This window comes from Glutamicibacter sp. BW80, assembly GCF_002332385.1.
Lineage (GTDB): Bacteria > Actinomycetota > Actinomycetes > Actinomycetales > Micrococcaceae > Glutamicibacter.
Window position 1 is genome coordinate 1 of sequence record NZ_NRGV01000015.1, and the last position, 19,670, is coordinate 19,670.

The 19,670-nt window shown below is 63.0% G+C and carries 19 protein-coding genes; 11 read left to right on the plus strand and 8 right to left on the minus strand.

Annotated features, from left to right (window positions below; translation table 11 throughout):
• Positions 1-15: 15 nt before the first annotated feature.
• The 3 genes from CIK76_RS02435 to CIK76_RS02445 all read right to left on the minus strand — a co-directional run bounded on the left by CIK76_RS02435 (position 16) and on the right by CIK76_RS02445 (position 3,161).
• Complete coding sequence (locus CIK76_RS02435; protein WP_096283214.1) at positions 16-1,470, minus strand: DHA2 family efflux MFS transporter permease subunit; 1,455 nt, start codon at positions 1,468-1,470, stop codon at positions 16-18.
• Between the two features lie 60 nt (positions 1,471-1,530).
• Complete coding sequence (locus CIK76_RS02440) at positions 1,531-2,529, minus strand: PhzF family phenazine biosynthesis protein (RefSeq protein WP_096283215.1); 999 nt, start codon at positions 2,527-2,529, stop codon at positions 1,531-1,533.
• An 89-nt stretch (positions 2,530-2,618) separates the two neighbouring features.
• Positions 2,619-3,161: a hypothetical protein gene (locus CIK76_RS02445; protein WP_096283216.1), complete on the minus strand. Its 543-nt coding sequence runs from the start codon at positions 3,159-3,161 to the stop codon at positions 2,619-2,621.
• Between the two features lie 203 nt (positions 3,162-3,364).
• Here CIK76_RS02445 and CIK76_RS02450 point away from each other — a divergent pair, with 203 nt between their 5' ends.
• Entirely contained in the window at positions 3,365-4,459 is a 1,095-nt protein-coding gene (locus tag CIK76_RS02450) for a mechanosensitive ion channel family protein (RefSeq protein WP_096283217.1), read from the plus strand.
• 13 nt (positions 4,460-4,472) lie between these two features.
• Here the strand turns inward: CIK76_RS02450 and CIK76_RS02455 are convergent, their stop codons facing one another.
• Together CIK76_RS02455 and CIK76_RS02460 are read right to left on the minus strand one after the other, a co-directional pair.
• Positions 4,473-5,108, minus strand: coding sequence for a YqaJ viral recombinase family protein (locus CIK76_RS02455; protein ID WP_255248321.1), 636 nt, complete (start codon positions 5,106-5,108; stop codon positions 4,473-4,475).
• 73 nt (positions 5,109-5,181) lie between these two features.
• Positions 5,182-5,442 (minus strand): thioredoxin family protein, encoded by a 261-nt coding sequence (locus tag CIK76_RS02460; protein ID WP_096283219.1) that lies wholly within the window; start codon positions 5,440-5,442, stop codon positions 5,182-5,184.
• A gap of 129 nt (positions 5,443-5,571) precedes the next feature.
• Between CIK76_RS02460 and CIK76_RS02465 the strand changes: the two genes are divergently transcribed.
• The 3 genes from CIK76_RS02465 (at position 5,572) to CIK76_RS02475 (ending at position 8,846) form a co-directional block, all read left to right on the plus strand.
• Complete coding sequence (locus CIK76_RS02465; protein ID WP_096283220.1) at positions 5,572-6,300, plus strand: ABC transporter ATP-binding protein; 729 nt, start codon at positions 5,572-5,574, stop codon at positions 6,298-6,300.
• Entirely contained in the window at positions 6,297-7,628 is a 1,332-nt protein-coding gene (locus CIK76_RS02470) for an FtsX-like permease family protein (RefSeq protein ID WP_096283221.1), read from the plus strand. Before CIK76_RS02465 ends, CIK76_RS02470 begins: the two co-directional genes overlap by 4 nt.
• 174 nt (positions 7,629-7,802) lie before the next feature.
• Complete coding sequence (locus tag CIK76_RS02475; protein ID WP_096283222.1) at positions 7,803-8,846, plus strand: ABC transporter substrate-binding protein; 1,044 nt, start codon at positions 7,803-7,805, stop codon at positions 8,844-8,846.
• Between the two features lie 3 nt (positions 8,847-8,849).
• On the opposite strand, the gene CIK76_RS02480 is transcribed toward CIK76_RS02475, so the two are convergent.
• Positions 8,850-9,650, minus strand: a complete 801-nt coding sequence (locus CIK76_RS02480) for an MBL fold metallo-hydrolase (RefSeq protein ID WP_096283223.1) — start codon at positions 9,648-9,650, stop codon at positions 8,850-8,852.
• 20 nt (positions 9,651-9,670) lie between these two features.
• Here CIK76_RS02480 and CIK76_RS02485 point away from each other — a divergent pair, with 20 nt between their 5' ends.
• The 3 genes from CIK76_RS02485 to CIK76_RS02495 are packed head-to-tail and all read left to right on the plus strand — an operon-like array spanning position 9,671 to position 13,647.
• Positions 9,671-10,714 carry an iron chelate uptake ABC transporter family permease subunit gene (locus CIK76_RS02485; protein WP_096283224.1) on the plus strand — a complete coding sequence of 348 codons (1,044 nt, stop codon included), beginning with the start codon at positions 9,671-9,673 and terminating at the stop codon, positions 10,712-10,714.
• Positions 10,714-11,739: an iron chelate uptake ABC transporter family permease subunit gene (locus tag CIK76_RS02490; protein WP_096283225.1), complete on the plus strand. Its 1,026-nt coding sequence runs from the start codon at positions 10,714-10,716 to the stop codon at positions 11,737-11,739. The genes CIK76_RS02485 and CIK76_RS02490 overlap by 1 nt, the downstream gene beginning before the upstream one ends.
• A gap of 3 nt (positions 11,740-11,742) precedes the next feature.
• Entirely contained in the window at positions 11,743-13,647 is a 1,905-nt protein-coding gene (locus CIK76_RS02495) for an SIP domain-containing protein (RefSeq protein WP_096283226.1), read from the plus strand.
• A gap of 83 nt (positions 13,648-13,730) precedes the next feature.
• On the opposite strand, the gene CIK76_RS02500 is transcribed toward CIK76_RS02495, so the two are convergent.
• On the minus strand, positions 13,731-14,180 hold the full coding sequence (locus tag CIK76_RS02500) for a MarR family transcriptional regulator (RefSeq protein WP_176484060.1): 450 nt from the start codon (positions 14,178-14,180) through the stop codon (positions 13,731-13,733).
• A gap of 105 nt (positions 14,181-14,285) precedes the next feature.
• Between CIK76_RS02500 and CIK76_RS02505 the strand changes: the two genes are divergently transcribed.
• Positions 14,286-16,115: an ABC transporter ATP-binding protein gene (locus CIK76_RS02505; RefSeq protein WP_096283227.1), complete on the plus strand. Its 1,830-nt coding sequence runs from the start codon at positions 14,286-14,288 to the stop codon at positions 16,113-16,115.
• On the opposite strand, the gene CIK76_RS02510 is transcribed toward CIK76_RS02505, so the two are convergent.
• Positions 16,112-16,600, minus strand: a complete 489-nt coding sequence (locus CIK76_RS02510) for a MarR family transcriptional regulator (protein ID WP_096283228.1) — start codon at positions 16,598-16,600, stop codon at positions 16,112-16,114. The two genes, CIK76_RS02505 and CIK76_RS02510, sit on opposite strands and share 4 nt — an antisense overlap.
• A 151-nt stretch (positions 16,601-16,751) precedes the next feature.
• On the opposite strand from CIK76_RS02510, the gene CIK76_RS02515 reads away from it, so the two are divergent.
• The 3 genes from CIK76_RS02515 to CIK76_RS02525 all read left to right on the plus strand — a co-directional run bounded on the left by CIK76_RS02515 (position 16,752) and on the right by CIK76_RS02525 (position 19,636).
• Positions 16,752-17,327, plus strand: coding sequence for an NAD(P)H-dependent oxidoreductase (locus CIK76_RS02515; protein ID WP_096283229.1), 576 nt, complete (start codon positions 16,752-16,754; stop codon positions 17,325-17,327).
• 142 nt (positions 17,328-17,469) lie between these two features.
• Positions 17,470-18,579: a glutathione S-transferase C-terminal domain-containing protein gene (locus CIK76_RS02520; RefSeq protein ID WP_096283230.1), complete on the plus strand. Its 1,110-nt coding sequence runs from the start codon at positions 17,470-17,472 to the stop codon at positions 18,577-18,579.
• Between the two features lie 160 nt (positions 18,580-18,739).
• Positions 18,740-19,636 (plus strand): RNase H family protein, encoded by an 897-nt coding sequence (locus tag CIK76_RS02525; RefSeq protein WP_096283231.1) that lies wholly within the window; start codon positions 18,740-18,742, stop codon positions 19,634-19,636.
• Positions 19,637-19,670 lie beyond the last annotated feature (34 nt).

Consider the following 19,670-nt stretch of genomic DNA (forward strand, 5'->3'; position numbering starts at 1 on the left):
CATGAAAAATCTGGGCTAGCCGGCCGGTTTCTTTTCTGCGGAATTCAAGAACGCAACGACCAGGACCGCGGCGATGGCCACCAGGCCGGGCAGCATGAGGGCCTGGCCCAAGCCCACCGCGGTGGCCTCGTCTATCGCGTCGGCGCCCTGGGCCCGGACCTTGAGGATCTGTGCGGAAACGCGCGATTCCATCATCACGGCGATCAGCGCCGAACCGAGCACCGAGCCGATCTGCCGAGTGGTGTTATAAATGCCCGAACCGGCTCCGGCGTCGCGCGGGGTCAGATCCTTCGTCGCGGCCAGCGAAAGCGAGGGCCAGATCATCGCGGAGCCAAGGCCCTGCACGGTAGAAGGGACCAGCAAGGTCCACAGCGGTGTCTCGGCATGCATCATGAAGGCGTACACCACTGTCGCTCCACCGAGCAGTGCAAAACCGGGAACCGCAAGGGTGCGCGGATTGAGCCTATTAACCGTCTTGCCCAGCACCGGTGCGGCAAAGATCGCCACAATGGCCATCGGCGAGATCATCAAGGCCGACTGCGTGGGGGTCAAGCCTCGCACATTTTGCAAGAAGAACACCATCGGCAGGCTCATGGTCGCGATGCTCAGGCCCATGCAGCTAATGGCGAGATTCGCCAACGAGAAATTGCGAACGGCGAACAGGCGCAGCGGAACCAGAGGTTCCTTGGCCGTTTTCGATTGCCACCAGATGAAGACGCCAAAGAGGACTATGCCCAGAGAGATCAGATGCCAGGAGGATAGCGGGCCGATAAACGGTTCCCAATTCGTCGCCTCGCCCTCCTGGATGCCAAAGACCAGCGCAAACATGGCAACCGCCGAAAGCAGCACTCCGACCCAATCGAAGGAGTGCGCCTGCGGTGCCAAGCGGGGCACGAATTTCAGCAGCATGATGAAGCTGAGGACCGCAATGGGCAGGTTGATGAAGAAGATCCATTGCCAGCCGATGGAATCCACCAGCAGCCCGCCGGCAATCGGGCCGACCAAGGTGGCGATACCGGCCACCGCGCCCCATAAGCCCATCGCAGCTCCGCGGTGCTGGTACGGGAAGAGCCTGGTAATCAGCGTCATTGCCTGGGGTGAGATCAGTGCCGCGCCCAGGCCCTGGACCGCTCGTGCAAAGGTCAGCGAGGCCAGTGAGGTAGACAGCCCGCACCAGAGGGAGGCGAGCGCGAAAACCAGCAACCCGATCAGGTAGATATTGCGCGGACCAAAACGGTCACCCAGACGGCCGGTGATCAGCAGCGGCACCGCGAAGGTCAGCAGATAGGCACTGTTGATCCACAAGATCCCCGAGATGTCTGCATCCAGGGATTCCATGATCGCGGGCATGGCCGTGGACACGATGGTGGTGTCCAACAGGATCATGAAAAAACCAATGACCAGAGCCCAGAGGGCGCTCCATGCGGTTTTTCGATCAAAGTCTGCTTCGGGGCTCACAATTTTTGGCACTGACCAAGAATAATGCTTGCAGGGTGAAACTAAAATAGCGCGGTGGGCTCGGCCCCGGAATCAGTCGAAGCTCACAGTGCCATCGATGCGGGTGGTCACATCGCCACTGACCCAAACCCCGTATTCGGTCGCCTCGATATGCAAGATGGCTTCACGGCCCACACGCGTTCCCTGGCGCACCGTGTAGCGCTGCGGGGCAAGGCCGGATTTAGTCAGCCACACGCCAAACCCGGCATTGAGCGAACCGGTCGCCGGGTCCTCTTGGATGGCTTCGCCCGGAACGAAGGCCCGAACCTCGAAGTCTGCCGGAGGCTGCAGCACCACCGAGCCGAAGCGCTCCTCCGAACGCGTCTGATCGGAGTAGTCCAGGGGACGCAATTCTTCGCGGGTTCCGGAGATCCGCGGCAGCACGGTGGCGTGAGGCTGCCAGACGCCCTGGGCCACGCTTGACGCGGTATACGGGCCAATGACTCCAAGCTCCAAGCCGTCCAAGGCTGCGTAATCCGGTTCGATCCCCAGCACCAGGTCGGCGTCGCGCAACACCAGCCCCGCATGGTGGGGGCCGTTGACCAGCCACTGGTGCGCGATGACGTCTTCTGCGTTGATCCCCAGCCCGGAGATCGCCCACTGCAGCACGTCAGCTTCCAGCGGACCGCTGCGCGTCAGCGGGGGAGCGAGGAAGGCGAGGCGGCGTGCATGGTCTGCGCCGGCCTCGCGCTCGATCCGCACCTGGATCAGCCCTGCATCGCATTGCTGGATCAGATGCCCGTTCGGGCTGGCCTCACCGCCCGCCTCGATCCAGGCGTGCGCGGCCCCAAGAGTTGGGTGGCCGGCAAAGGGCAGTTCGGTGGTCGGGGTGAAAATGCGAATCGCGTAGTCGGCTTCGGCGTTGCTGGGGGAAACGAAGAAGACGGTCTCGGAAAGATTCAGCCACTGGGCAAAGCGCTGCATCTGCTCGGAGTCCAATTGATCTGCCTCAAAGACAACGCCGAGCCCATTGCCATTGAAAGCAGTGGGGGCAAAAACGTCAACCTGCTGATAAGCAAATGTGCGATACATATAAGCATCGTGGCACATTATTCAGCAGGTTGACACGGTGTTACGCGCTTGCACCCGTCATGACGGCAGGCTCATAGCGCGGGCACAGGTTAGTACCAATAGTGGGCTACATCGATCACCAATCGCGATCCCTGATCCGGGGCGGAGAGGACGAAGGCCCTCATGGGCAGGCGTGCCCGCGTGGAGATTCCGACCTTGGTTTGGCCTTCAAAACTTCCCAGCCAAACTTGCTGGCGGAAGGTCTGATAGTTCAGCGTCTTGACGGTGGCGCCCGGGTTGTAGCTCGGGCTGGCCCCGGCCTTCAACAGAATTTCCAGTCGAGCTCCGCCTGTGGTGCTCACTTCCTGCCCCGAGCCAATACCGGTCAGCGCGCTGACGTATTTCACCGAGTAGCCGGCCGGAGTACCGCTGAGGTCCAGGACCATCCGGTCAAAGCAGGTGTGGCGTCCGGTACGGATATTCGTCATCGACGACGTAGTTGAGCTGGTTGAGGTTTTGGCCAAAGAACCCCAATATACGGTTTCGCAAGCGATCGCTGGGCTAGCGGCCGGGGCGGCTGCCGCCACGGGAGCCACCGAGAGCATCGTTGCTGCAGTGAGCGCTGTGAGTAATCCGAGTTTGGTGCGGCGCATGTGGACCACCGGCTTTCTATCGATTGCGCCCTGGAGCCCGGTTCGAGCCCTTGAGACTACTAAAGCCCCGTCGCCAACCAGGTGCAATAGCCCGCAGCGAACTGGAATTCATCTGGTGCGCTTCCGTAATGCGTGCGGGCTCTGCGGGGTTTACCCAAGGTGTCGCACAGCCTTCGGCTAGGGTCTTGTGACATGCTTGAAGGATGTTGCCAAGCCCATCCGCACCAATCGATGACACTGTCGACGAAGTAATTGAAGTTTCCCGCTTCCTACCCGAATCGTTGCAATTTCTGGTGGTTGTCGCCGTTGGATTAACCATTGCCGCGATCCTCGCCTTCGTGATCAGCGGGCTGACCCACCGCATTTTCCAACGCACCGGGCTCGGGGAGATCAACGTCAAGGGCGCGCGGATTCCGATCTTCGGCACCTTCGCTTCGATCATCCTCAAAACCTCGATCCTTGCCTTCCAGCGGGAAGCCGCGGGCTACAAGTTCTGGCAGTTTGCGCTGCTGATCTGCCTGGTCTTCTTCCTCACCTGGCTGATTATTGTGCTGGTGAAGATCGTCGAAGAGGTAGTGCTGGCAAGAATCCGAAGCCGCTTCGGCCCGGGCCGCCGGCTGGCCAAGGTGCAGACCCAGGTGGGACTGCTGCGCCGCGTGCTGATAGCGGTTTTGTGCATCATCGCGGTAGCCGCCGTGCTGCTGACAATCGAGCAGGTCAGGGCGTTGGGCGCAGGTATTCTTGCCTCAGCCGGCCTGGCCTCGGTGGTTGTCGGCCTGGCCGTGCAGTCCTCGCTGGCCAACGTGTTCGCCGGGCTGCAGATTGCCTTTACCGATTCGGTCCGCGTGGATGACATCGTGGTGGTGGAAGCCGAACGCGGCACGGTAGAGGAAATCACGCTGACCTATGTGGTGGTGCTCCTGATCGACGGTCGCCGCATGATCCTGCCCTCGACCTACTTCACCACCACGCCATTTGAGAACTGGTCGCGGCGCAGCACCGAAATCGACGGAAATATCACCCTGCAACTGAAGCTCAACGCACCGATCGAATACCTCCGTACCCGCACCACCGAATTGCTTGAATCCTCGGATTGGTGGGACGGACGAACTAACAGCCTGCTTGTGACCGATACCTACGGCGGGTTGCAAACGGTGACCATTTATTTATCTTCCAGGGACCCGGGGGACCTGTGGAACCTGCGCAATATGCTGCGCGAGAAGCTCTTGAGCGAGCTGGTGCAGGGCTACCCGGAATGCCTGCCGGATCCGCGCACCATGCAAAACCCGAATATGTAGTGCGGGCGCCGGCTCAGAGGCGCAGCGCCGCCGGGCCGTAGTCGAGGTACTGCTGCTCGCGGGAGGTCGACTCGCGCAAGGCCTGGATGAGCAGTTCGGCCTTGTCGATGAGGTCCTGGATCATCGAATCGTCGCGTTCGATCCAGATGAACTCGGGGACGGCCTGCACCGGGACGAAGTTATGGTGCTGTTCCCAGACGAATAAGGTCCGCTGCGCGCCGATGACATGCTGCTGCCAGAGCACCTGGCGCAGGTAGTTCTTCGGAATCTTCTTAAACGGCTTATTGGTGGTCTTGATTTCGGCGAGCACCGGAGAACCGTCCTCGTCGAATCCCAAGCCGTCGGGGGTTGCCAGGTGCAGCCGGGAATGCTGCGCATGGAAAAGCTGGGAGGACGGGAAGATGTTGAAGTTCTCCTGCACCCAGGCGGCGATCACCGGTTCGCGGCGCCGTCCGTGATCGGTGTAGGTATTTCCGGAGAACCCCGAGCCATAGAGCTTGTCCCAGGCCGCGTTGCGGATGGACTTCTCCGTGGAGAGCTTCGCGACGTCGGTGGCGGTGATGCCCTGTGCCCGTGCCCGCAACCATTCGATGCGGTTGGTGGAATCTGCCAACACTCGTTGGAGGCATTCATGGTCAATCCGAGGCACGCTAGTCACCTGATCCATTGTTCCCCATAAAGGGCCCGAACCGGTGCAGCATCGCTGGCGACGGTGCGTGAGCCTAGTCGCTGACGTGGGCGATGGCCGCTAATAATTGCTGCAGCGTTGGGGTGTCGTTGCCCCGGAACTTCTCTTCGCCGTTGGCGAGCAAACGGATCACGGGTGTTGAAGTCACACCCATTTCCTGGCCGCGGGCGACCTGTTCGACCACATCGATTTCTTCGACGGCCAGCTGCGGAAGCAGTTTCGCGGCGCGCAGGACTACCTGCCGGGTCCGCACGCACGGGGCGCAGAAAGGCTGGGTATACAGTTCAAGCTTCATCGCCTTCGAGCCTACTGCGAAATGGCCCCGAACGCGGTGAGCTGGCTCCTACCGCGGGATGAGATCGCCCACCAAGAACTCCATCGGCGCTCCGAGGCGCCCAGCGGGCGGACTTGGGAACATTGGAATATGCTTCAGAACTCGAGGGTTTCCAACCCACTTATTTCGGCCAGAGGGCTCACCCGCAGCTATGGCACCACGCACGCGCTGGACGGCATCGATGTTGCCCTGGAACTCGGGACCGCGGTGGCCATTATGGGCCCCTCGGGTTCGGGGAAGTCCACTTTGCTCCATGCTCTGGCCGGCATCGAATTGCCGGACTCAGGCACGGTGACACTCAACCTTCCCGGCCAGGGGCCAATACAGGTCGAGCAGCTCAAGGACGCCGCGCGCACCAAGCTGCGCCGCGAGGCGTTCGGATTCGTCTTCCAGTCGGGCCTGCTGATTCCCGAGCTCACGGCCGAGGAAAACGTGGCCATGGCCCTGATGATCAATGGCGTGCCACGCGGCGCAGCAATCGCGCGCGCCGTGGACGCCTTGCAGCAATTGGGTCTGGCCGGAATGGAGCAGCGCCGCATCGGCCAGCTCTCCGGCGGCCAATCCCAGCGTGTGGCGATCGCCCGCGCCCAGGTCACCGGGGCCAGCGTGGTCTTTGCCGACGAGCCGACCGGTGCCCTGGATTCGGTCACCGGCACCGAGGTGCTGGACACCTTGCTGCGCTGCACCGTCGGGGCAGGGAAGACCCTGGTGATGGTCACCCATGACCGGCAGGTGGCCGCGCGCTGCGATCGCGTGCTGACGCTGCACGATGGAAAGATCACCGCAGATGATGCGCTGGTTGAAGGGAACCGCTCATGAATATCCTGCATATGGCGTGGCTGCTGGGGCGGCCCACCAGCGCCAGCCGCACCCCGCAGCTGCTCACCGCAGGTGCCTATACGATGGTCAGCGCCATGGTGCTCATCGTGCTCGGCGGAGCCTGGTCCTTCACCAAGCTGGACGGCGATGCGCAAAGCTTCTATGTGCCACTGGCGGCGTTCGCCTTGGTGCTGCTGATCGTTCCCTTGCTCGTGCTGGGTTCCTCGGCCGCCAAGCTTTCGGCGCGGGCCCAGGACCGGGCCTTGTCCTCCCTGCGACTGCTGGGGGCCACCGGATTCCAGGTGCGCGCCGTGGCGGTCATCCAGGCGGCGGTGACCGCGCTGGTCGGCGCCCTGGCCGGAGTGCTGCTGTATCTTGCGCTGGCTCCGGCCGTGGCGCGGGTCCCCTTCCAGGGCCAAGCCATCGGCACGGGGATCTTCCTGCCGGCCGGTGCCGCGGCCTTGGCGGTATTGGCCGTGGTGCTGCTTTCGGTGCTCAGCGCGCTGGCCGGACTGCGCAAGCTGGTGATCACCCCGCTCGCCGTGGCGACCCGGCGCGTGGCCCCGGTGCTTAGCTGGCTGCGCGCGGTCATTGCGGTCGGAAGCATCGTGGTGCTGTATACGCTGTTCAGCAACGTGGGGTTGCTGCCGGTTGGCCTGGGCGTGCTGATCGCGGTCATCATCGGCGGATTCGCGCTGGGCTTGCTGGCGCTGAACCTCATTGGGCCGTGGCTGGTGGCCAAGGTGGGCACCTCGAAGCTGAAGACGGCCACCAGCGCCGAGCAGCTGCTGGCGGCCCGGATGATCCTGGAATCTCCGGTGGCCGCCTGGCGCCAGGTCTCCGGGGTGGCCATGGCCTCCTTCGTGGCGGTGATCGGCGGAACCGGGGCGGCCATGTTCGACTTCGGGGATGCCCAGAGGACCGGTACCTGGGAAGACTATCTCGGCACGGATGTGCTCACCGGCGTGCTGGTGACGCTCGGCCTGGCCCTGATTTGCGTCGCGATCTCGGCGGCCATCAGCCAGTGCGCAGGGACCTTGGACCGCGAAGAGCTGTATTCCGGGCTGAGCAAGCTGGGGATGGACCTGGGGGTGATCAACGCGGCCCGGGTGAAAAGCCTGATGATTCCGGCACTCACCGTGGCGATCGGCTTCACGGTGGCATCCGTGGTGCTGGTGCTGCCTTTTGCCTCGCTGGCGCTGCTGATGAAACCGCTGACCGTGGGCACGGTGCTGGCGGTGCTGGCGGCCGGGCTGCTGATGATCAGGATGTCGCTTAATATTGCAGATCCTCGCCGGTTGTTGCTGGCGGCTTCGCATCGTGACTAATGAACCGGGGAAATATTAGGTGCCGCTAAAGCGATTCCGCGCAAAGAGACGTGGATTACATGTCCTTCGTGTTGCGTATTGAATCGCAATCAGCGTAATGTTGCATGCGGTTCGCATAGGCTAACCTAAGTAACCGCTATCTCATGACAACTCGCTACGTCTGGATTATGACCCATGAACATTTCGCGCCGTGCTGGCCTGCTGGCAGCATCCTCCGCAATTCTGGCACTCGGCCTCAGCGCCTGTGGCTCAGCTTCTTCTTCGGAACCCACCGCCTCGGCGACCGCGGAGGCGAGCTACGCTCCGGTGAGCATTGAGCACATCTACGGCGAAACCGAGATCACCAAGAAGCCAACCAAGGTAGCAACCATTTCATGGGTCAACGCGGACGCGCTGCTGGCGCTGGGCACCGTTCCGGTGGGCATGGATATCGATGCTTACGGGCAGAACGACAACAACTCGACCGATTGGAAGGACGCGAAGCTTGAAGAGCTGGGCGCTTCCATCGGCTCGGAAAAGGCTCCGACCCAGTACGACATCGCGGACGGGGTGAACTTCGACGAGATTGCCCGCTCCAAGCCAGACGTGATCTTCGCGGCCTACTCGGGACTGACCCAGGAGCAATACGACAAGCTCTCCAAGATCGCCCCCACCGTGGGACCGCTGAAGGCCAACTACCTCACCAGCTGGCAGGACACCACCGAAGCGGCCGGCGACCTGCTGGGCAAGAGCGAGCAAGCCGAGAAGCTGGTCTCGGATCTGGAAGGCGAACTGTCGGCGCAGGCGGACAAGTTCCCTGCGCTGAAAGACGCGACATTCGCTTCGATCGATCTCTCCAGTCCGAAGACCATGTATGTCTACGCCACGGGGGACAACCGCCCGCGTTTCCTGACCTCCTTGGGCATGAAGCAGGCCGAGATCGTCACCGAGAACACCCCCAAGGACGCGTTCTTCTTCGAATGGTCCCCGGAGCGCGCCAACGAATTGGAGGCAGACGTTGTCTTTGCCTCGGCGCTCGCCGGGGACGACATCGACGACGTGGTCAAGAGCAACAAGCTCTACGGCCAGCTTCCTGCGGCAGCTACCGATGCGGTAGCGATCCTCGGTGATGATCAGGCAGTTCTCTCGGTTTCGGCGGCCTCCCCGCTGTCCATCGAATGGGCAATCGACAACGTGGTGCCCACCATCGCCAAGGCCGCAGAGAACGCGGCCAAGTAAGCCTTAAGAATTCATCGCCAAGTAGTGCAATTGCGCTTCCAGGGAACTGCTAGCCGCGCCAGCCAGGCGCGGATCCAGGTCGGGGTAGACAAGATCCAGCAACTCCGCTGGTTCGGCGTCTGCCCCGGCCTTGCCGAGTTTCACCAGGGCGCCGCGCACTTGCTCCAGACGAGACTCGCGGTGCTCCCGGTAGGCGTTCAGCAATTTATGCGAGCCAGTATGCTGCTCGCCATGGGCCGGATGCAGCGGCATGTCCGCCAAGGCCGAAAGCCGCGCCAAGGAGTCCAGGTAGTCGGCCAGCGTTCCATCGGGATGCTCAAGAATAGTGGTTCCGCGGCCGAGCACGGTATCTCCGGTGAACAACGCACCTTGCTGGCCTTCACGGACAAAGCACACCGAGTCCGAGGTGTGGCCCGGGGTGAAGAGCACGCGCAGGGTGGTTGCGCAGTATTCGAGCCGCTCGCCATCGCTCAAGGGTTCGGCGTTGCGGCAGAATTCGGCGAGCCGGGCCCGCACCGGTGCTCCGGTCAGCTCATGGAGCAGCGGGATCCCTCCGGAATGATCCCCATGGCGGTGCGTCAACAAAATCATTTGGACATCAAAGGCCGCCAACGCGCGCAGATGCGCTGGCATGTCGGGCCCCGGATCCAGCACGAGGACTTCGGTGTCGTGGCTCAACTGCGTGGTCTGCGGGTCGAAGAGCAGATAGGTATTTGTCCCCTCCAAGGTCATTTCCGAGGGGTTGTCCGCGCGCAGCACGGCAATACCGGGGGACAAAACGGTGGGAAAAGCAAGATGTTCCATGACAACGAGTGTAGGAAGCAATGACGGCCACCGAAAGCACCAAGCGCAGCAGCGCGCCGAAGATGAAGCTGGGACGTAAGATTGCCGCCTGCCTGGGCCTGCTGGCCGTGCTGGGGATTGCGGTGATCGCCTCGCTGATTTTTGGTGCGCGACCGGTTGCGCTGGGGACCCTCGCGGATTCTTTTACGAACTTTGACGACGGCGTCTCGGACCATGTGGTCGTGCACTCGCGCATTGCCCGGACGGTGGGCGGAATTGTTGTCGGCGCCGCCCTTGGACTCTCCGGTGCCGCCATGCAGGGGTTGACCCGCAACCCGCTGGCGGACTCCGGAATTCTTGGCTTGAATGCCGGCGCGGCCCTAGCGGTCGTTACGGGTATCGCATTCTTTGGAATGACTTCTCTGACCGGCACCATGATCGCTGCCTTCCTCGGCGCCGCGGTGGTGATGGCCTTGGTGTATGTGGTGGCCAGCGTGGGTCGTGAAGGCGCCACGCCGATCAAGCTTGCGCTGTCCGGCGCGGCCCTCTCGGTGGGATTCACCGCGGTGACCAGCGCGGTGCTGATGGTTTCAACCCTGGCCCTGGACGAGTTCCGCTTCTGGCAAATCGGCACGCTGGCGGCCCGGGGCGTGGAAACCTACCTGCTGGTCATCCCGGTCGTTGCCGTCGGTGCGTTGATCGTGCTGGGCACCGCGCGGGTCTCCAACGCGGTGGCCATGGGCGACGATTCGGCGACCGCGCTGGGCTTCCGGCTGGGACGGGCGCGAGTCCTCGGATCGGTGGGCATCGTCTTGCTGGTCGGAACCGCCACCGCGGTGGCCGGGCCCATTGCCTTTGTCGGGCTGATGATTCCGCACGCGGTGCGGCTGCTCGTCGGGTCGGACTACCGGTGGCTGATGCCGGCGAGCCTCATCGCCGGGCCGATCCTGCTGCTGGTCGCGGACACCTTGGGGCGGGTGATCAATCCGCCGGGAGAAATCCAGGTCGGCGTGATGTGCGCAATTCTTGGAGCGCCGCTATTCATTATCATGATGCGCAGCGGCATGAAGTCGGTGACCCTGTAATGGCACCAGTACAAAGCGTGCTGCCCGCCCGGCGCAAGCAACGAGTGCTCTCCAGCGTGCTCTGGCTGCTCCTGGCTTTCGCCGCAGCCTCCGTAGCCTATATTTTCTGGGGCCGGGACAGGCTGCCGGCCGAAGAGATCTTCGCGGTCTTTTCCGGTGAAACGGTGCCCGGAACCAGCTTCATCCTGCTGGAGGACCGGTTGCCGCGCATTGCGGTGGGTGCCCTCGCCGGGGCCGGGCTGGGAATTTCCGGTTCGCTCTTCCAGCGCTGGCTTGCCAATCCGCTGGCGAGCCCGGACGTGATCGGCGTGGGCTACGGGGCGGCCGCCGGCGCCATCGTGGCGCTGATCTACTTCGGCACCACCGGCTGGCAGCTGAATGCCGCCGCGCTGGCCGGCGGCCTGGCCGTGGCGGCTCTGATCTACTGGCTGTCGGCTTCGGGCAAGCGCACCGGTTCCCGGCTCATCCTGGCCGGTCTGGCCATCGGTGCGATGCTGCAGGCAATCATCCAGTACCTGCTCACCCAGGCCCAGCTGAACACCGCCGGAGACGCGATGCGCTGGCTGACCGGGTCGCTCGCGCCGAGCACCTGGGAACGTGCCACGATCCTGCTGGTATCCCTGGGAATCCTGGCGCTCTGCTTGCTTCCGGTGGTGGTGCGGCAGCTGAAGCTGCTGGAACTCGGAGACGATGCGGCCGCGGCGCTGGGCCTGAACGTTTCCAGGGCGCGGATCTTGCTGGTGTTCGTGGCCGTGGCATTTGGCGCCATCCCCATTGCGGTCACCGGGCCGCTGGCCTTTGTCGCGTTTCTCGCCGGCCCGATCACCGCCGCGCTGACTCGCGGGGCAATGAATATCTGGCTCGCCGGGCTGACCGGAGCGGTCATTGTGGTCGTTGCAAACTTTTTCGCCGCAAATCTGTTTTCGGATTTGTCGCTGCCGGTGGGCGTCATCACCGGTGCATTCGGCGCACCATTCCTGATCTGGGTGCTGGTGCGTTCCAACTCAACAGGAAGCGGGGGATAACCCATGGCCCAACTCCAGGCAACCGATCTGACTCTGGCCTATGACAAGGTCACTATCGTGGACGAGCTGTCCCTGGATATCCCCACCGGGCAGGTGAGCATCGTTGTCGGGGCCAACGGCTGCGGCAAGTCCACCCTGCTGCGGGCGCTGTCGCGTCTGATGCGCCCGGCCGGTGGCCAGGTGCTGCTCGACGGGCAGGATATCCACACGCGCCCGGCCAAGGAGGTAGCCCGGACGCTCGGGCTGCTTCCGCAGTCGCCCACCGCGCCGGACGGAATTACCGCCCGCGAGCTCATCAGCCGCGGCCGCTACCCGCATCAGGGGCTGTTCAAGCGCTTCGGCCCCGAAGACGAGGCGGCGGTCAACCGCGCCCTGGACCTGACCGGCACCATGGAGCTGGCGGACCGCGCGGTGGACGAGCTCTCCGGCGGACAGCGCCAACGCGTGTGGATCGCCATGGCCCTGGCCCAGGAAACCGAGCTGCTGCTGCTCGATGAACCCACCACCTTCCTGGACGTAGCCCACCAGCTCGAAGTGCTGGACGTGATCAGCGAGCTGAACCGCACCCGGGGAATCACCGTGGTGATTGTGCTCCATGACCTGAACCTCGCCGCGCGCTATGCCGATCACCTCGTGGCCCTGCGCGGGGGAAAGATCTACGCCGCCGGCCACCCCAACGATGTGGTGACCGAACGCACCGTCAAGGACGTGTTCGGCATGCCCAGCCGGGTGATCCCGGACCCGGTAGCCGGCACCCCGCTGGTGCTGCCCATCGGCCGCCACCGCGTGCTGCGCACCGAAAACGTGCTGGCCGCACAGGGGATCGTGCGCTCCGCGGAGAGTGCCCAGGCCCCTAAGCCGGCGGCGCAACCGCCGAAGCCTGCGGCCCCCGAACCGGAGGCCGCGCAGGAGACGCGGATGCGTCCGGGATCCGAGCATCTGGCAACCCTGGCCTACCAGTGCACCGTCTTGCGCACCCAGGATCTGGCGCCTTCCTTCCGGAGGATCACCATCGGCGGCGCCGACCTGGCGCACTTCGGAACGAACAGCCACCCGCTGGATATGCGGATCAAGCTGCTGCTGCCGCCTGCCGGAGGTTCGGCATTGACCCCGCAGATCGCGGCCCTGCGTCCACGGGCCCTATCCAGCCCGGCGGACCAGGAAGGCTGGTACCGCCGCTGGCTATCGATCGACCCGGCGACGCGCGGATATATGCGCACCTACACGGTGCGCGCCTTCCGGGAGATGGGGCACCGCGACAACCTCGGGGATACCGCCGAACTGGATATCGACTTTGTGATGCATGGCGAGGTTGTCGATGGCCGCCTGCGCGGCGGCCCGGCGACCGAATTCGCCGATCGGGCGCAGATCGGCGACGAACTGCTGCTGCTGGGTCCGAACCGGGCGTTGAGCGATGAAACCTACGGGGGAATCGAATTCCGTCCGGGCGGCGCCGGCCGCGTGGTGCTGGCCGGCGACGAGACCGCGGCCCCGGCAATTTGTGCGATTCTCGAGGCGCTGCCATCCAATGTGACCGGCCACGCCCTGATTGAGGTTCCGGAGACCACCGACATTCTGGGCGCTTCCACCCGCTCCGGAGTATCGGTGCAATGGCTGACGCGTGGCACCAGCGAGCATGGGGTGCTGCTTGCGGCGGCGGTACGCGACGTGGTGGCTATTCCGGCGGCCGGCGCGGTGCATACCGACGCGGATCCCGAAGACATTGACGTGGACGCGCAGATCCTGTGGGAAACCGGCGCCGCAGAATCCGCACCGTTCTATGCCTGGATTGCCGGCGAGGCGGGCATGGTCAAGGACCTGCGCCGCTATCTGGTGCGCGAGGCAGGCATTGACCGAAAGCAGGTGGCCTTCATGGGGTACTGGCGTCGCGGAAAGACCGAAAACTAGGCGAAGCAGTTAGAGATGAGGGCGGTTTCCCGGGACTTTTATCCTGCGGGAAACCGCCCTCTTTTGTGCTCAATGACCTTGGATTAGCACCGCGGACTGCCTGCTGCATCTGCAACGAGCAGCCCCAATATCCGGGTGAGCTCGCTGCGGTCCTCCGCACCGAGGCTCGCGAAGAATTCCTCGTGGCTTTGCTTGCGTTCGGCATGCAGAATTTGCAGCAGCTCGCTGCCCGACGCGGTCAGCGTGATCAAGCTGGCGCGGCGATCGGCGGGATCCGCGGTGCGTGTGGCTAGCTCCTTGGCGACCAGCTGGTCGATGACCTCGGTGGTGGAGCGCGGGGCAATGTGCAGCCTTTCGGCTAATTGCGAGTTGCGCATTCCCTCGGTTCCTTCGCGTCCCAGCAACATCAACGTTCGTACTTGATGCGGGGTGATGCCGTAGGGCGTGAGGGTATGGCGCCACTTGCCGCGAAGCAAACGCGAACTGCGGTTGAACAGGTCGACCAAGTCAGGGCCGGACTCTTGGGTAGGCATGGTTAAAGAATAGGGTGTTCTTCCCGACAAACTCAAGATGGAACCACATAGTGAGGTAACCTCTGTTATTCTGGTTTGTGAACACAGAGATAAATGGAGGTGCGCATGATTCCCATGGCAATGGGTGGCCCCGGCGGCGGGCGCCCGGGGGATGCAAAACAGGATAAGGAATGGCTGGCGGAGCATCCGGTCTCGCTGCACCGGGTGGCCGGGCTTTTTCGCCCGCACCTGAGAACCGTCATCGTGGTGATATTGCTGATCGTGGCCTCATCGCTGATTGGGCTGGCGCAACCATTTATCGTCCGTGAACTCATTGACGTGGCTATTCCCGAGCAGGACGTCAAGCTATTGCTGGCGCTGGCTGGCGGGCTGGTCCTCATTGCCTTGATCAACGCGGTGCTCGGCGTGATTCAAACGTGGCGAGCGACCCTGATGGGCCAGAAGGTGATGCATGGATTGCGCACCGGACTGTTCGCCCACCTGCAGAAGCAGTCCCTGGCCTTTTTCACCAATGCTCGCTCGGGGGAGGTGCAATCCCGGCTGACCAACGACGTCGGCCAGATGCAGTCGGTGATCACCAACTCGGCGACTTCGATCGCCTCCAACCTGACCACCGTGGTGGCCACCGCTTGCGCGATGGTCGCCATTTCCTGGAAGCTGAGCCTGATCTCGCTGGTGGTCCTGCCTCCGGCCATCATCCTGGCCAGGCAAACCGCCAGGCTGCGGCGCAAGATCACCGGAGCGCGGCAGCGGGAAATGTCCACGCTCACCTCGATTATCGAAGAACGTTTGAGCATCTCCGGGGTACGCCTGGCCAAGGTGATGGGTACCGGCACGCTTGACGCGGAGCAGTTCACCGAATCCAGTTCGAAGCTCATCGATCTGGAGATGCGTAGCGCTTTGGCCGGTCGTTGGCGCATGGCCGCGATGTCGATCATCTTTGCCGCGGTGCCAGCGGTTCTCTACATCGTGGCCGGTCTTCCGGTCACCGGGGATGGCATGAGCATCGGCACCTTGGTGGCCTTTACCGGACTGCAGGCAGGGATCTTCCGCCCGGTGCTGGGGCTGATGAGCATCTCCATCCAGTGGGTCTCGGCGATGGCACTATTCAGCCGGGTCTTTGAATACCTCGATGCCGATCAGGCGCTCCCGGTCCCGCATAACCCGCGCCAGCTCGTGGCCAGCGAGGTGCGCGGAGAACTGGAGCTCAAGGATGTGAGCTTCCGCTATCCCGGGGCGCGCACCGACACCTTGCGGGAGCTCAACCTCAAGCTAGCGGCCGGTACCGTCACTGCCATTGTGGGCGCCACCGGTTCGGGCAAATCAACGCTGGGCTCGCTGCTGCCGCGGCTCTTGGATCCGAGCTCTGGCAGTGTCACCTTGGACGGCGTAGATCTTCGCGAGGTGAAGCCACAAGAGATCGCCGCGGTGGTCTCCGTGGTGGCGCAGGAAAGCTATCTGCTCCATACCAGTGTGCGCGAGAACCTGCTCTGGGCCGCGCCGCACGCCAGCGAGGGGCAATTGTGGCAAGCCTTGGAGGCGGCGCAGATTGCGGAGCTGATTCGCGGGTTGCCCGAAGGGCTGGATACCCGCGTCGGTCAACGCGGCCACCGTTTCTCCGGCGGCGAACAGCAGCGGCTCGCGATCGCACGCACCATGCTGCGCAGCCCGAAGCTCCTCGTCCTGGACGAGGCAACCAGTGCCCTCGATACGGTGACCGAGGCGCTGGTGCAGCAGGCCCTGGATCGATTGTCTTTCGGGCGCACCACGCTGCTGATTGCGCATCGGCTGAGCACGGTGTTGCGCGCAGATCAGATCGTGGTGCTCGACGAGGGGCGGATAGCCGAGTCCGGGACCTTTGAACAGCTGGTGAAGCTCGACGGGAAATTTGCCCGCCTAGTGCGCAATAGCGAGTTCGCCCAGCAGCCCGGCTAGTCGCAGAGCGGCGTGGTTGGTGCGTGCGGTGCGATTGCGGCTAAAATTTTAGGCAACGCAGTCTCCAGGGCGGCATGCTCCGCTGGCGTGAGCGAATCGAACAGCGTTTGGCGAATGAACTCAACGTGCTTCGGAGCCGCTTCGCGAATCACCTGCCAGCCGAGTTCGGACAACCCGATCTGGTGGCCGCGGCGATCCGAGGCATCTGAGCAACGGGTAATCAGCGACTTGGCCTCCATGCGGCGCAATAGGTGCGAGAGCCGGGAGCGGTCCCAGCGCAGCTCCTCGGCCATCTCGGCGGGGCGAAGGGAAGACTCTTCGGCCTCGGAGAGTACCGCGAGGACCGAGTATTCTCCGGACTGCATGGCGGAGTCCTGGGTGAGCTGACGATCCATGGCGCTGGGGAACTGCCAGAGGAACTCGCGAATGGTCCGCCAGAGGTCTTGCTCGCGGTCGTTGAGCCAGCGGGTATTTTCGGTTCCCATGTTTTCTATTCTCCTGAAGCGTTAAGTGCTGCGGGGCAGGCCAGCAAAGTTGTTGACACATCAATTATCTCGTGTAATGTTGTTTTTAGCAAGAGTTGATGATGCGTCAACCATAATGGTTGGGCGTACCGCCACGTAAGGAAGTAGAAACATGCTGAAGATCGCCATCATTACCGGTTCCACCCGCCCAGGACGCAATAACGCCGCAGTGGCGCAGTGGGTGCTGGAGCAGGCGCAGCAGCGCAACGACGCAAGCTACGAACTGGTGGATATCGCCGACTTCAACCTGCCGCTGCTGGACGAGGCCTTCCCGGCCGCGTACCAGAACTACCAGAACGAAGCCACGAAGAACTGGTCGGCTAAGATCGCCGAATTCGACGGCTACGTCTTCATCACTCCCGAATACAACCACTCGATCGCACCGGCCCTGGCTAACGCACTGTCCTACCTGAACGCGGAATTCTCCAACAAGGCAGCCGGAATTGTCGGCTACGGCTCGGCCATGGGCGCGCGTGCGGTGGAGCACCTGCGCGGCATCCTTTCCGAACTGCAGCTGGCCCACGTGCAGAAGACCGGCATGTTCTCGCTGTTCACCGACTTCGAAAACTTCTCCGTATTCAAGCCGACCGAACAGTCCGCCGCCTCCGTCCAGCCGATGTTCGACCAGCTGATTTCCTGGACGACCGCCATGAACACCGTGCGCGCCGGCGACATGGCCAACGCCTAAATTTTCATCAAGAGAACTGCGCGAAGCCGGCAAACAAACTTTTCGCAGTTCTGCGCAATTGACTACTTTTTTACCAGCCCAGCGGGTTAACCTGAGAGCTAAGAGCCTCAGAGGAACTACGCCAGATGCTTTAAGGGGAGAAATGACCAAAGAATTTTCGACCAAGGGTGCCTACGTCACCGGAGGCGAGTTCAGCCGGGATACCAACTACATCCAGGACCGCATCGTGGCGGACCCGCGCCCCGAAGCTTTTGCCGCTGGCGTGCCCAATAGCTCGATCGGCCACCCGCAGGCCGGGCTCGGCGACGGTGCGCAGCTGTGGCCGGTGGAAGCCGGGCGCTACCGCCTCGTGGCCGCACGCGCCTGCCCCTGGGCCAACCGCACGCTGATTGTGCGCCGCCTCCTCGGCCTGGAAGACGCGATATCGGTCGGCTTGCCCGGCCCAACCCATGACTCGCGCAGCTGGACCTTCGACCTGGACGCGGGCGGCAAGGATCCGGTGCTGGGTACCGAGCGTGTGCAGGAAAACTATTTCAAGCGATTCGCGGACTACCCGCGCGGCATCACCGTCCCGGCAATCGTGGATATTCCCACCGGGGCAGTGGTGACCAACGACTACCCGCAGATCACCTGGGACATGTCGACGCAATGGAAGGAATTCCACCGCGATGGCGCGCCCAACCTGCTGCCCGAAGATCAGCTAGAGCAGATGCTGCCACTGATCAAGCGCATCTTCACCGAGGTGAACAACGGCGTCTACCGTGCCGGATTCGCCGGCGACCAGCGGGCCTACAACGACGCCTATGACCGGCTCTTTGGCACGCTGGACTATCTCGAAGAGCGACTGGCAACCCGCCGCTTCCTCATGGGGGACCACATCACCGAGGCCGATGTGCGCCTGTTCACCACGCTGGCCCGCTTCGACCCGGTCTACCACGGTCACTTCAAGACCAACCGCAACAAGCTGATCGACATGCCTAACTTGTGGGGCTACGCCCGCGACCTGTTCCAGACCCCAGGGTTTGGCGATACCACCGACTTTGAGCAGATCAAGGCGCACTACTACGTGGTTCACGAAGACATCAACCCCACCGGGATCGTGCCGAAGGGGCCGGAGCTGAGCAACTGGCTCGAAGCCCACGGGCGCGAAGAGCTGGCGGATTCCGGACCGTTCCTCGACGGTACCGCACCGGGCGAGGTGCGCGCCGAAGAGCGTGTGGCCGCGGGGCATAACCCGATGTATCCGGCCTGAATGAATCGAAGGCAAACCCGCTGAACCGACGCATCGAGAGGTCCTGGCAATGTCCCGGCGAGAACTCACGGAGTTTTCACCGGGTCATTGCCCGTTAAAAAACGAACATGGCACACCTGGTCATCTGCACTTGTGGGGTGGACATGGCAGGATTATTCATATGACGATCATTGCGGCAGCTGACGGTTCTGCACTCGGTAACCCTGGACCTGCCGGTTGGGCCTGGTATATCGACCACGAAAACTGGGGAGCCGGGGGCTGGGACCACGGAACCAACAACATGGGCGAGCTTCAAGCGGTGCTCGAGCTCTTCCGCGCCACGGCCAAAGAACCCGAAACCGAACTGAAAATCCTGTGCGATTCCCAGTACGCCATCAACTGCATCACCAAGTGGATGCCGGGATGGAAGAAAAAGGGCTGGAAGAAGTCCGACGGCAAGCCGGTGCTCAACCAGGACATTCTGCGAGAACTAGACGCGGTGATCGTTGGACGCAAATACACCTTTGAATGGGTCAAGGGCCATGCCGGCCACGAACTCAACGAGGAAGCCGATGACCGGGCCCGAGCCGCCGCCACCGCATATCAAAGCGGGAAGGACCCGGACGCCGGGCCCGGCTATACCGGCTCCTCGGGCACGATTGCTGGCAACGAACCGGGCCAAGCCCCGCCTCCGGTGGCTGAGGCCGCCGCCGAACCAGCCGTGGACGTGGCAAGCACCGTCTTCGAATTGGAGCAGGGTCTGCTCGACGCGCAGGTGCGCGCGAACTTCACCGAGGTCAGCGATTTTCTGCACCCGAGCTACCAGGAAGTCTGCCGTGACGGTTCGCTGCTGGATGTCTCCACCGTGCGCTCGATCCTCGACGCCGGCGGTGCGCTTCCGGCCACCGGTCCGGTGCAGCTGCTCACCGCGCGTCCGCTGGATTCCAAGCTGGTGCTGATCGCCTACCGGATGAGCCCGGAAGGCTCGCAGGTTTTGGTCTGCTCCTCGTGGTGGCAGCAGACGGAGCGGGGCTGGAAATTGCGTTTCCGCCAGGAAACAGTCGAGAGCCACGCCTAGATTTTTGCCCTTTCGCACTAGTGTTAGTTGACAA

Excerpts from the sequence above, each read along its gene's own strand:
- CIK76_RS02465 (WP_096283220.1), top strand. The coding sequence starts at position 5,572 with ATGCTTCAGAACTCGAGGGTTTCCAACCCACTTATTTCGGCCAGAGGG.
- CIK76_RS02450 (WP_096283217.1), top strand. The coding sequence starts at position 3,365 with ATGTTGCCAAGCCCATCCGCACCAATCGATGACACTGTCGACGAAGTA.
- CIK76_RS02525 (WP_096283231.1), top strand. The coding sequence starts at position 18,740 with ATGACGATCATTGCGGCAGCTGACGGTTCTGCACTCGGTAACCCTGGA.
- CIK76_RS02480 (WP_096283223.1), bottom strand. The coding sequence starts at position 9,650 with ATGGAACATCTTGCTTTTCCCACCGTTTTGTCCCCCGGTATTGCCGTG.
- CIK76_RS02475 (WP_096283222.1), top strand. The coding sequence starts at position 7,803 with ATGAACATTTCGCGCCGTGCTGGCCTGCTGGCAGCATCCTCCGCAATT.
- CIK76_RS02490 (WP_096283225.1), top strand. The coding sequence starts at position 10,714 with ATGGCACCAGTACAAAGCGTGCTGCCCGCCCGGCGCAAGCAACGAGTG.
- CIK76_RS02485 (WP_096283224.1), top strand. The coding sequence starts at position 9,671 with ATGACGGCCACCGAAAGCACCAAGCGCAGCAGCGCGCCGAAGATGAAG.
- CIK76_RS02440 (WP_096283215.1), bottom strand. The coding sequence starts at position 2,529 with ATGTATCGCACATTTGCTTATCAGCAGGTTGACGTTTTTGCCCCCACT.
- CIK76_RS02500 (WP_176484060.1), bottom strand. The coding sequence starts at position 14,180 with ATGCCTACCCAAGAGTCCGGCCCTGACTTGGTCGACCTGTTCAACCGC.
- CIK76_RS02470 (WP_096283221.1), top strand. The coding sequence starts at position 6,297 with ATGAATATCCTGCATATGGCGTGGCTGCTGGGGCGGCCCACCAGCGCC.
- CIK76_RS02520 (WP_096283230.1), top strand. The coding sequence starts at position 17,470 with ATGACCAAAGAATTTTCGACCAAGGGTGCCTACGTCACCGGAGGCGAG.
- CIK76_RS02495 (WP_096283226.1), top strand. The coding sequence starts at position 11,743 with ATGGCCCAACTCCAGGCAACCGATCTGACTCTGGCCTATGACAAGGTC.
- CIK76_RS02445 (WP_096283216.1), bottom strand. The coding sequence starts at position 3,161 with ATGCGCCGCACCAAACTCGGATTACTCACAGCGCTCACTGCAGCAACG.
- CIK76_RS02510 (WP_096283228.1), bottom strand. The coding sequence starts at position 16,600 with ATGGGAACCGAAAATACCCGCTGGCTCAACGACCGCGAGCAAGACCTC.
- CIK76_RS02505 (WP_096283227.1), top strand. The coding sequence starts at position 14,286 with ATGATTCCCATGGCAATGGGTGGCCCCGGCGGCGGGCGCCCGGGGGAT.
- CIK76_RS02460 (WP_096283219.1), bottom strand. The coding sequence starts at position 5,442 with ATGAAGCTTGAACTGTATACCCAGCCTTTCTGCGCCCCGTGCGTGCGG.
- CIK76_RS02515 (WP_096283229.1), top strand. The coding sequence starts at position 16,752 with ATGCTGAAGATCGCCATCATTACCGGTTCCACCCGCCCAGGACGCAAT.